Annotated in this window: 11 protein-coding genes; 5 read left to right on the forward strand and 6 right to left on the reverse strand. The window is 68.6% G+C overall.

The genetic code is table 11. The features are described 5' to 3' along the window. Positions 1 to 45: 45 nt before the first annotated feature. The 6 genes from recG to MVF76_RS09905 form a co-directional block, all read right to left on the reverse strand. The gene (gene recG, locus MVF76_RS09880) at positions 46 to 2160 is read right to left on the reverse strand and encodes an ATP-dependent DNA helicase RecG (protein ID WP_297528643.1); all 2115 of its coding nucleotides are present in this window, start codon (positions 2158 to 2160) and stop codon (positions 46 to 48) included. A gap of 25 nt (positions 2161 to 2185) precedes the next feature. After that, on the reverse strand, positions 2186 to 2569 hold the full coding sequence (locus MVF76_RS09885; RefSeq protein ID WP_297528644.1) for a RidA family protein: 384 nt from the start codon (positions 2567 to 2569) through the stop codon (positions 2186 to 2188). A 21-nt stretch (positions 2570 to 2590) separates the two neighbouring features. Next, the gene (gene spoT, locus MVF76_RS09890; protein ID WP_411293557.1) at positions 2591 to 4846 is read right to left on the reverse strand and encodes a bifunctional GTP diphosphokinase/guanosine-3',5'-bis pyrophosphate 3'-pyrophosphohydrolase; all 2256 of its coding nucleotides are present in this window, start codon (positions 4844 to 4846) and stop codon (positions 2591 to 2593) included. Between the two features lie 62 nt (positions 4847 to 4908). Then, positions 4909 to 5232 (reverse strand): DNA-directed RNA polymerase subunit omega, encoded by a 324-nt coding sequence (gene rpoZ, locus MVF76_RS09895; RefSeq protein ID WP_297528646.1) that lies wholly within the window; start codon positions 5230 to 5232, stop codon positions 4909 to 4911. Between the two features lie 54 nt (positions 5233 to 5286). Then, positions 5287 to 5913, reverse strand: coding sequence for a guanylate kinase (gene gmk / locus MVF76_RS09900; protein ID WP_297528647.1), 627 nt, complete (start codon positions 5911 to 5913; stop codon positions 5287 to 5289). Positions 5914 to 5960: 47 nt separating this feature from the next. After that, positions 5961 to 6827, reverse strand: a complete 867-nt coding sequence (locus MVF76_RS09905; protein ID WP_297528648.1) for a YicC/YloC family endoribonuclease — start codon at positions 6825 to 6827, stop codon at positions 5961 to 5963. Positions 6828 to 7008: 181 nt separating this feature from the next. Here MVF76_RS09905 and MVF76_RS09910 point away from each other — a divergent pair, with 181 nt between their 5' ends. The 5 genes from MVF76_RS09910 to MVF76_RS09930 form a co-directional block, all read left to right on the forward strand. Further along, positions 7009 to 7956: a serine/threonine-protein kinase gene (locus MVF76_RS09910; RefSeq protein ID WP_297528649.1), complete on the forward strand. Its 948-nt coding sequence runs from the start codon at positions 7009 to 7011 to the stop codon at positions 7954 to 7956. Positions 7957 to 7959: 3 nt separating this feature from the next. Continuing rightward, positions 7960 to 8838 carry a PP2C family protein-serine/threonine phosphatase gene (locus MVF76_RS09915; protein WP_297528650.1) on the forward strand — a complete coding sequence of 293 codons (879 nt, stop codon included), beginning with the start codon at positions 7960 to 7962 and terminating at the stop codon, positions 8836 to 8838. Positions 8839 to 8898: 60 nt separating this feature from the next. Next, positions 8899 to 9615 carry a ribonuclease PH gene (gene rph, locus MVF76_RS09920; protein WP_297528651.1) on the forward strand — a complete coding sequence of 239 codons (717 nt, stop codon included), beginning with the start codon at positions 8899 to 8901 and terminating at the stop codon, positions 9613 to 9615. Between the two features lie 63 nt (positions 9616 to 9678). Then, the gene (locus MVF76_RS09925) at positions 9679 to 10272 is read left to right on the forward strand and encodes an XTP/dITP diphosphatase (protein ID WP_297528652.1); all 594 of its coding nucleotides are present in this window, start codon (positions 9679 to 9681) and stop codon (positions 10270 to 10272) included. Positions 10273 to 10275: 3 nt separating this feature from the next. Beyond that, the coding region (locus MVF76_RS09930) for an efflux RND transporter permease subunit (RefSeq protein WP_297528653.1) at positions 10276 to 11279 on the forward strand (1004 nt) is incomplete at its 3' end.

Below are 11279 nucleotides of genomic sequence, written 5' to 3' on the forward strand. Positions count from 1 at the left end.
CGCGGATTATCCCATGAAGGGGACGACAGGCGCCAAGCACAACCGTCAGACAGCCGCGTAGCGGGTCGCGTCGCCGAGCCAGCGCCGCACCAGCGGGGCCACATGTTCGGGATGCTGCTCAAGAAGGGTGTCGGCCACCGTTTCCACGGCGTCGAGCTGGGCCTGGTCGCGCACCAGATCGGCGACCCGCATCTCCACCAGGCCGGTCTGGCGGGTGCCCAGCACCTCGCCGGGGCCGCGCAGCTCCAGGTCACGCTGGGCGATGACGAAACCGTCGGTGGTTTCACGCATGACGGCCAGCCGCTCGCGCGAGGCCCGCGACAGCGGCGGATGATAGAGCAGCACGCAACTGCTCTTCTCGCTGCCGCGCCCGACTCGCCCGCGCAACTGGTGCAACTGGGCCAGGCCCAGACGCTCGGCGTTCTCGATGATCATCAGCGAGGCATTGGGGACATCCACCCCGACCTCGATGACGGTGGTGGCCACCAGCAGGTCGATTTCGGCGGCCTTGAAGGCGGCCATCACGGCTTCCTTCTCGGCCGCCTTCATGCGCCCGTGTACCAGCCCCACGCGCAACTGCGGCAAGGCCTCGGCGAGACGGGCGGCAGTGGCCTCGGCGGCCTCCGCGGCCAGCGTCTCGGATTCCTCGATCAGGGTGCACACCCAGTAGGCCTGGCGACCCCGGGCGCAGGCATCGGCCACCCGCTGCACCACCTCGGCGCGGCGACTGTCGGGGATGGCGACGGTGACCACGGGCGTGCGCCCCGGCGGCAGTTCGTCGATCAGCGAGGTATCGAGATCGGCATACATGGCCATGGCCAGGGTGCGCGGAATGGGCGTCGCGGTGAGCGTGAGCTGGTGCGGGCGCAGCGCGCTGCCGCCCTTGTCGCGCAACGCCAGGCGCTGGTGCACACCGAAGCGGTGCTGCTCGTCGACGATCACCAGGCCCAACCGCGCAAAGCGCACCTCGTCCTGGAACAGGGCATGGGTGCCCACGGCAACCTGGATGCCGCCCTCGGCAAGGCCTGCCAGGGTGTCGGTCCGCGCCCGGCCCTTGCGCCGGCCGCTGAGCCAGCCGAGCCGCACCCCAAGCGGCTCCAGCCAGCCGTTGAAGTTCTTCCAGTGCTGCTCGGCCAGCAGTTCGGTCGGCGCCATCACCGCCACCTGCCAGCCGGCCTCCACCGCCTGCAGCGCGGCCAGCGCGGCGACCAGGGTCTTGCCGGAACCGACATCGCCCTGCACCAGCCGCAGCATGGGATGGTCGCGGGCCAGGTCGCGGGCGATCTCCTCGCTCACCCGAAGCTGCGCCGCGGTCGGTGCAAAGGGCAACGTCGCCAGGAAGGCCTCGCGCAGCCGGCCGGTCCCCGCCAGCGGCGGTGCCCGCAGCCTGCGCTTGCGCGCGCGCAGGGCACGCAGACTGAGGTGGTGGGCCAGCAGCTCCTCGAAGGCGAGCCGCTGCTGCACCGGATGGGTGCCCGCTTCCAGCGCCGCCACATCGGCATCGGGGGGCGGCCGGTGGATGTAGCGCACGGCGTCGCGCAGGTCGGGCATGGCGAAGCGCGACCGCACCGCATCGGGCAGCCACTCGGTGAGCCCCTGCGGATGGGCCGCCAGCCAGGCCAGCGCAGTGTCGGTGAGCTTGCGCAGCGTGAGCTGGTGCACGCCCTCGGTAGCCGGGTACAGCGGCGTCAGATGGGCCGCCACCTCGGCGGCGCCCGCGCCCTCGACCCGCTCGTACTCGGGATGGATCATTTCCAGGGTGGCGGCGCCGGGGCGGACCTCACCGAAGCAGCGCACGCGGGTGCCGCGGGCGAGCCCCGCCTGCTGTGCGGCATTGAAGTGAAAGAAGCGCAGGGTGATCTGCCCGGTGCCGTCGGCCAGCCGGACCAGCAGCGAGCGACGCCGGCCGAAGCGCACCTCGGCGAGCTGCACCTCGGCCTCGATCACGGCCTGGTCGCCCGGGCGCAGGCTGCCCAGCGGCCTCACGCGGGTGCGGTCCTGATAGCGGCAGGGCAGGTGGAACAGGACGTCCTGGACGGTATGGATGCGCAGCTTCGCCAGGCGTTCCGCCATGCGCGGACCCACCCCCTTCAGCGCCGTGACCGGCACCTCGGCGGCGGATGGATCGCGGTGCGCCCCGGCTTCCCTGTCGCTGCGCATGAAGGCGCGGTCCGCCCGCGGGCGGTCAGTCGAGCACCAGGACGGCGTCCATCTCCACGGCCGCGCCCTTGGGCAGGCTGGCCACGCCGATCGCCGCACGCGCGGGATAGGGTTCGCTGAAATAGTCGGCCATGACCTGGTTGACCAGCGGGAAATGGGCCAGATCGGTGAGAAAGACGTTGAGCTTGGCAATCTGCTGCAAGCCCCCGCCCGCCGCCTCGCACACGGCCGCGAGATTGTCGAACACGCGCCGGATCTGCGCCTCCATGTCGCCCTCGACCAGCGCCATGCTGGCCGGATCGAGCGGGATCTGCCCGGACAGATAGACGGTGTTGCCGGTCCTCACGGCCTGCGAATAGGTACCGATGGCCTGCGGGGCCTTGTCGGTATGGATGGTTTCTCTGCTCACCTGCGCTCCTCGTTCGATCATTCAGCTCTTGACGCGCGTCACCCGCAGCACCAGCGGCAGGTGACGAATGCGGCGCATGACCTGCGCCAGATGCCTGCGGTCGCGGACGGTGAGGGTAAACAGGATGGAGGTGTTCATCCCGTCGCGCTCCTCGATGTCGACATTCTCGATGTTCGACCCCTCGTCGGCAATGGCCGCGGCAACGGTTGCCAGCACGCCGCGCTGGTTGGCCACTTCCACGCGCAACTCGGCCGCGAAATCGCCCTCGATGTCCGGCTCCCACTCCACATCCAGCCATTTCTCCGGCTGGGAACGGAAATCGGCGACATTCCGGCATTCCTGACGATGAATCACGATGCCGCGCCCGGCGCTGACGAAGCCGACGATCTGGTCACCGGGAATGGGTCGGCAGCACTTGGCGAAGCTGACCACCATGCCCTCGGTACCCTTGATCGCCAGCGGCCGCGACGCGCCGCCGGCGGCCTCCTGCACCGCACCCTCCTCCTCGCTGCTGCCGACCAGTTGCCGCGCCACCAGCAGCGGCATGCGGTTGCCCAGGCCGATGTCCTCGAGCAGGTCGTCGATCCCGGCCAGCCCGCAGTCGCTCACGAAGTCCTCGATGCGCCCCGGCTCCAGCGCCTCCAGGCTGCTGCCCAGGCCGGCCAGCGCCTTGTCCAGCAGCCGCTGGCCGAGGCCGACCGCCTCCTCGCGGCGCAGGTTCTTCAAATGGTGGCGGATGTTGGCCCGCGCCTTGCCGGTGACCACGAAGTTGAGCCAGGCCGGGTTGGGGTGGGCGCCGGGCGCGGTGATGATCTCGACCGTCTGGCCGTTGAGCAACGGCGTGCGCAGGGGCGCCAGCCGGCGATCGATCTTGGCGGCGATGCAGGTATTGCCGACCTCGGTGTGCACGGCATAGGCGAAATCCACCGGCGTGGCCCCGCGCGGCAGTTCCATGATCTCGCCCCTGGGCGTAAAGACGTAGACCTCGTCGGGAAACAGGTCGATCTTGACGTTTTCCAGAAACTCCAGCGAGTCGCCCGCACTCTTTTGCATCTCCAGCAGTTCGCGCAACCATTCGCGCGCACGGGCCTGGGCACTGGCGGCGCCGCTCTCGCCGCTCTTGTACAGCCAGTGGGCGGCGATGCCGGCCTCGGCGACCCGGTCCATGTCCCGGGTGCGGATCTGCACCTCGATCGGCACCCCGAAGGGGCCGAACAGCACCGTGTGCAGCGACTGGTAGCCGTTGGCCTTGGGAATGGCGATGTAGTCCTTGAACTTGCCCGGCACCGGCTTGTACAGGTTGTGCATGATGCCGAGCACGCGATAGCAGGTATCCACCGAGTCGACGATGACGCGGAAGGCGTAGACATCCGAGACCTCGGAGAAGGACAGCCCCTTGTTCCGCATCTTGAGGTAGAGGCTGTAGAGGTGTTTCTCGCGGCTCTTGACCTCGCCCTCGATCTGCTCCTGGAGCAGGCGCTCACGAATGGCGGTCTCGATCTTGTTGAGGATTTCCTTGCGGTTGCCACGCGCCCGCTTCACCGCCTCGGCCAGCACCCGGGAGCGCATGGGATGCAGGGCGGCAAAGCCAAGGTCTTCCAGCTCCAGGCGGATGGCGTTCATGCCCAGCCGGTTGGCGATGGGGGCGTAGATCTCCAGCGTCTCGCGGGCGATGCGCCGGCGCTTGTCGGGCCGCATGACGCCGAGCGTCCGCATGTTGTGCAGGCGGTCGGCGAGCTTGATGACGATGACGCGGATATCCTTGACCATCGCCAGCATCATCTTGCGGAAGTTCTCGGCCTGGGCCTCGGCCTTGCTCTCGAACTGGATCTGGGTGAGCTTGCTGACCCCGTCGACCAGATCGGCGACCTCCTGGCCGAACAGCTTTTCGAGCTGGTCCTTGGCGGTGGGGGTATCCTCGATGACGTCGTGCAGGATGGCCGCCATGATGCTTTGATGGTCCATCCGCATCCCGGCCAGGATGCGCGCCACGGCGATGGGGTGATAGATATAGGGTTCGCCGGACAAGCGGTGCTGACCCTCGTGGGCCTCGGCACCGAACAGGTAGGCGCGATATACCTCGCGCACCTGTTCCTCGGGCAGATAGCCCTCCAGCAACCGGCACAGGTCGCTGATCAGGAATCGCTGTTCGGGTATCCCGCTGTGCTGGGGCTCTGCCACCGTCGCCTGACCTGGGAGGGGGATCCTGGTGCCGCGGACACGCCAGCGGCGCCGCGTCCCCCCATCACGCCGCCACCGGGCATCTTCACTGCTCATGGCATCATAGGCCAATCCGGCCGGCGCGGACAGCCGCGGCGGCAGGGCCGGTCAGGCAGGAATCAGGCTGCGGGGGGCTCGTCGCCCTCGGCGGGCAGGTTGGGGGTTGCGCTGGCCTCCGGAGCCGCGCCCTCGGCCTCCAGCGCCTCGGCAAACTCGGCCTCGATCTCGGGCTTTTCGGGCTCGGCGATCTCGTCGAGGATGGCCGGGGTCACCAGGCCTTCGGCGATCTCGCGCAGGGCAACCACGGTGGGCTTGTCATTCTCCCAGTCGACCTTGGGTTCGGCACCGCGGGCCAACTGGCGGGCACGCTTGGCGGCAACCAGCACCAGCTCGAAGCGGTTCGCGACATTTTCCAGACAATCTTCTACCGTGATACGTGCCATGCGCTGTTTCCGTCCAGAATTCAGGTGGGTTGCGGGCCGGGAAGTCTACCCCAATCACCCTTCCGATGCCAGCAGGGCAGCGATGCGCCCGGCGTGGGCAGCCTCCTGCCGCGCCAGCCGCAGGCGGCCGGCCTGGACGATGGCGCCCAGCTCGGCCACTGCCGTGTCGAAGTCCTCGTTGATGATGAGGTAATCGTACTCGTTGTAGTGGGCGCTCTCGCTCACCGCATCGCGCATGCGCCGGGCGATCACCTCGTCGCTGTCCTGGCCACGGCCGCGCAACCGCGCCTCCAGCGCCTCCCGCGACGGCGGCAGCACGAAGATCCCGGCCGCCTCCGGCCAGACCCCGCGGACCTGGCGGGCGCCCTGCCAGTCGATGTCCAGAAACACGTCCCGACCGGCCACCAGCTCCGCCTCCACCGAGGCCCGGGCCGTGCCATAGTAGTTGTCGAACACCCGCGCATACTCCAGGAAGGCCCCCTCCTCGATCATGGCCTCGAAGGCGGCATGATCGACGAAGTGATAGTCCCGCCCGTCGACCTCCCCCGGCCGCGGCGGGCGGGTGGTGTGGGAAACGGAAAACGCCAGTCCGTCCATGCGCTCCATCAGCGCCCGGACCAGGCTGGTCTTGCCGGCGCCGGAGGGCGCGGAAATGATGTAGAGATTGCCTTTCGGGGGCATGACGGCTCCTGCGGGTTGGGGGTCAGAAAATCCGGCCGTGATCGGCTTCATTCGACATTCTGCACCTGTTCGCGCATCTGCTCGATCAGGACCTTGAGATCGACCGAGGCCCGGGTGGTCTCGGCGTCGGCGGACTTGGAACCCAGGGTGTTGGCCTCGCGGTTGAGTTCCTGCATCAGGAAATCCAGCCGCCGGCCGACGGCCTCGTCCCGCTCCAGCACCTGGCGCACTTCCTTTATATGGCCCTCCAGCCGGTCGAGCTCCTCATCGACGTCCATCTTCTGGGCCACGAACACCAGTTCCTGCTCCAGCCGGCCGGGATCGGCCTGCACCCCGGCCTCCTCCAGCCGGGCGAGCAGCCGTTCGCGGACGCGGTCGCGTACCTCGGGCAGCCGGGCGCGCACGCCGGCAACAATGGGTTCCATCGCGGCCAGCCGGGCCAGCAGCAGCTCGCGGATGTGCGCGCCCTCGCGCCGACGGGTGGCGACCAGTTCCTCCAGCGCGTCCCCGAAGGCCGCCATCACGTCCTCGCGCACCGGCCCCAGGTCGGGCTGCTGTTCGTGGATGACACCCGGCCAGCGCAGTACGTCCAGCGGGTCGACCGGCGCCGCCTCGCCGAAGCGGCCGGCAACGGTCGCGGCGGCCGTGGCCAGCTGGCCGATGAGTTCGTCGTCCAGTTCCAGCGCGCTGCCGGCGACCGGTGCCAGCCGCACCCTGAGATTGCACTCCACCTTGCCGCGGCGCAGGCGCTCGCCGACCCGCTCGCGGATGTGGGGTTCCAGTCCGCGCAGCTCCTCGGGCAGGCGCACGATGACTTCCAGATAGCGGTGGTTGACCGAGCGCAGCTCCCAGGTGAGCGCACCCCAGGCCGCTTCCCGTTCCTGGCGCGCGAAGGCGGTCATGCTGAGAATCATGTCGTTCGTCCCTGTTGTCCGGCGGCGGCGGGCTGCCTGACGATCAAGCCAATGAATTCAATGGTCATTTTTTCGTCCAGTAAGACCCGCGCTCAAGTACGGGCCGGCGCCGGCCGACCAAGGGAACAATGGTAAGCCGGATCGTCCGGCGGATAAACCGGACTACAAGAGTGCACCCCGCGTGCTGAAGAAAAAAGCACAGACCCTGCCCGCCGGCACCCGCCTGGACCAATACGAGATCGTCGAGGTACTCGGCGGCGGCGGCTTCAGTTTCGTCTATCTCGGGCGGGACCCCGCCGGCGAGCGGGTGGTCATCAAGGAGTACATGCCCGCGCGGCTGGCGTACCGGAACAAGGATCTGTCAGTGGTACCCCGGGGGACGTCCGAGGCCAGCCGCTTCAACCGGGGGCGCATGCTGTTCTTCCAGGAGGCCAGCGCCCTGGCCACCCTCAAGCATCCCAACATCGTGAACGTGATAAGCTTCTTCCGGGCCAACGGGACGGTCTACATGGTCATGGACTACCAGGAGGGCAAGAACCTGCAGCGCTACCTCCGCAGTCGCGGCGGCCGGCTCAGTGCGCGCTTCCTGCGGACGGTGTTCCCGCCGCTGCTGGACGGCCTGGAGGAGATCCACCGCAACGACCTGCTGCACCTGGACATCAAGCCGGGCAACATCCACATCCGACCCGGCGGCCACCCGCTGCTGCTCGACTTCGGCGCGGTGCACGGCTTTCCGCAGAGCCGGCAGTCACAGCCGGGCTCGGTGATCAGCGCCGGCTTCTCGCCCATCGAACAATACGAACAGAACGGCTACGTCGGTCCCTGGAGCGATATCTATGCCTTCGGCGCCACCATGCGCGCCTGCATCGAGGGCAAACCGCCGCCACCGGCCAGGAGCCGTTACGAAAGGGACACCCTCAAGCCCGCCAGCGAACAGTACCGCAAGCACTATCCAGCGCCCCTGCTGCGCGCCATCGACTGGGCGATGGAGGTGGACCCGCTGCTGCGGCCGCAGAGCGTGGCCGAGTTCCGCGCCGCCCTGCTGGCCGAGGAAGCGCCCCCCGATCCCGACGCCTCCAGCTCGGGGCTGGGCCGGCTGGTGGCCAGCCTCCCCTGGGGCAAGGGCTGAGCCATGCGCTTCGAAGAGGCCCGCACCAGTCGTGTCGGCAACCGGGAGGGCAACCAGGACCGCGCGTTGCTCATCGCCGACAAGGATGCCGTGCTGCTGGCGGTGGCGGACGGCATGGGCGGGCACGATCGCGGCGACCTCGCCGCCCAGGCCTTCGTCGACACCCTGCGCCGCGAGTTCCTGGGGCGCGACCCCATGGACGATCCGTCGGCCTTCCTGCGCAGCGCCCTCCAGCGCGCCCACCGGACCATCGTCGCCGTCGGCCGCACCCACCGCCCGCCGATCCGCCCCCTGACCACGGGCGTGGCCTGTCTGGTACAGGGCGACATGGCACACTGGGCCCATGTCGGCGACAGCCGCTTCTACCTGCTGCGCGACGACCATGTCTTCTTCCAGACCCGGGATCACACCCCGGTCGCCGACCTGGTCGCGGCCGGCGTCATCACCGAGCGACAGGCGCGGGTACACCCGATGCGCAACCAGGTCAATCAGTGCCTGGGCGACGCCGACCACCCGCCGCGCATCAGCATGGGACCCACGGCCTTCCTGCAGCCCGGGGACGTGCTGTTGCTGTGCTCCGACGGTCTGTGGGCCAATGTCACCGAGGCCCGCCTGCTGGAGGTGCTGGAAAACGACAACCTGGCCGATGCCATCGAGACCCTGGCGGTCACCGCCGAGCAGAAGGCCTGGCCGCAGAGCGACAACATCACCGCCGTGGCGCTGCGCTGGGAGGGCCTGGAAGGCGAGACGGCCACCCGCGAGGAACTGGATGCCGCCGACGCGGCCGAGCCGGATCCGGTCGCCCGCGCCATCGCCGAACTGGACCAGGCGCTGGCGGAATACGGCCACGAAATGACCGAACGCCACGACGGAAAATCCTGAGCTGCGTCCCCATCCAAGGCTGTATAATCCGAAGGCTCCACTTCAGCCTCAGGTGACCCCATGCGTCCCAGCCAGCGCGCCGCCGACGAACTGCGGCCCATCCGCATCACCCGCAACTACACCATGCACGCCGAGGGCTCGGTCCTGATTGAGTTCGGCAACACCCGCGTGCTCTGCACCGCCAGCGTGGAGACCCGCATCCCGCCCTGGCTGCGCGGCCAGGGCAAGGGCTGGGTGACGGCCGAGTACGGCATGCTGCCGCGCGCCACCGGCGAACGCATGAACCGCGAGGCCGCGCGCGGCAAGCAGGGCGGCCGCACGCTCGAGATCCAGCGCCTCATCGGGCGCTCGTTGCGCGCCGTGGTGGACATGAAGAAGCTGGGTGAGCGCCAGATCACCATCGACTGCGACGTCATCCAGGCCGATGGCGGCACGCGCACCGCCAGCATCACCGGTGGCTACGTGGCGCTGGCCGATGCCGTGCGTCACCTGATGGAACAGGGCGAACTCAAGGAAGACCCGCTCTCCGACCAGGTGGCCTCGGTGTCGGTCGGCATCTACCAGGGCACACCCGTGCTGGATCTGGACTACGCCGAGGACAGCAACGCCGAAACCGACATGAACGTGGTAATGAACGGCTCGGGCGACTTCATCGAGGTCCAGGGCACGGCCGAAGGCCATCCCTTCTCGCGCGGCGAGCTGATGGACATGCTGGACCTCGCCCAGGCCGGCATCTTCCGGCTGCTCGCGGAGCAGAAGAAGGCGCTGGAGGCGTGAACGGAGTGTCGCCACCTGCCTTGCCGCTTGTATCCTGAATCCTGCATCTTGAATCTGCCTTCCATGAAAAAAATCGTGCTCGCCAGCAACAACCCGGGCAAGGTGCGTGAATTCAACGCCCTGCTCGCCGGCCACGACATCGAGGTGGTGCCGCAGTCGGCCTTCGAGGTGCCCGAGGCCGAGGAGACCGGACTGACGTTCGTGGAAAATGCCCTGCTCAAGGCACGCAACGCGGCACACCACACGGGACTCCCGGCCATTGCCGACGACTCGGGCCTTGAGGTGGACGCCCTCAAGGGTGCACCGGGGATCCGGTCCGCACGTTATGCCGGACCCGGCGCCTCGGATGCCGAGAATGTCGAGAAACTGCTTGCGGCGCTGCGGGGCGTGCCGGAAACCGAGCGCACGGCGCGCTTCCAGTGCCTGCTGGTGCTGCTTCGGCATGAAGCGGATCCCACGCCGCTGATCTGCCAGGGCACCTGGGAGGGGCGCATTCTGGAAGCACCCCGTGGCGACAACGGCTTCGGCTATGATCCGGTGTTCCTGGTGCCGACCCACGATTGCAGCGCAGCCGAACTCTCCCCCGATGAAAAGAACCGGATCAGTCACCGCGGCCAGGCCCTGCGCTGCCTGGTCGAACGCTTCCCCCGCAACTGAGCCATGAGCCCGCCCGGCGGCAGCGGTGCCCCCACCGGCATGAGCACCCGCTTCGCCGAGGCCGTGCTGCGCTGGCGCTGGGCGGTCATCCTGCTGGTGATCGGCCTGACCGTCGCTGCGGGCATGGGCGTCACGCGGCTGCAGCCACAGAATGACGCCCGCATCTGGTTCGGCCCGGACAATCCGCAGCGGCTGGCACTGGAGGCCCTGGAACGCACCTACAACAAGATCGACAACGTCTATATCGCGGTCGCTCCCGAGTCCGGCGATGTCTTCACCCGACGCATCCTCACGGCCCTCGTCGAGCTGACCGAGGCTGCCTGGCAGCTCCCCGACGCCAACCGGGTGGACTCGATCACCAATTTCCAGCACACCGAGGCGAACGGGGACGAGCTGGTGGTCGGCGACCTGGTGGAGGACCCGGCGGCACTGGACGAACGCGCGCTGCAACGCGTCCGCCGTATCGCGCTGGCCGAACCGCAACTGGTGAACCGGCTGCTGGCGCCGGACGGCCGCGCCGCGGGCATCAACGTCAACATCATCCGCTCGGGCAGCGACCCCGACGAAAGCACCCGCATCACCGCCGCGGCCGAGGCGCTGGTCGCCGACTTCCGGGCCCGCTACCCCGAACTGCGTTTTTATATCACCGGCGGCGTGCCCTTCGATGCCGGCTTCGGCCGCGCCACCAAGGACGACCTGCGCACCTTCGTGCCGGCGATGTTCCTGGTGATCGCCCTGACCATGGCCCTGCTGCTGCGCTCGCTTACGGGCATGCTGGTGACCATGCTGGTCATCGCCTGCTCGACCCTGACCGCCATGGGCATCGCCGGCTGGACGGGCATGGGCCTGAACCCGGCCAGCGGCATCGCCCCGACCATCATCCTCACCCTCGCCGTCGCCGACAGCATCCACATCCTGGTCACCGCCTTCCAGCAGATGGCGCAGGGGCTGTCGCGCCGGGCGGCGCTGGTGCGCTCGCTGGAACTCAACATGCAGCCGGTGGCCAT

This window comes from Thiohalobacter sp., from assembly GCF_027000115.1.
Lineage (GTDB): Bacteria > Pseudomonadota > Gammaproteobacteria > Thiohalobacterales > Thiohalobacteraceae > JALTON01.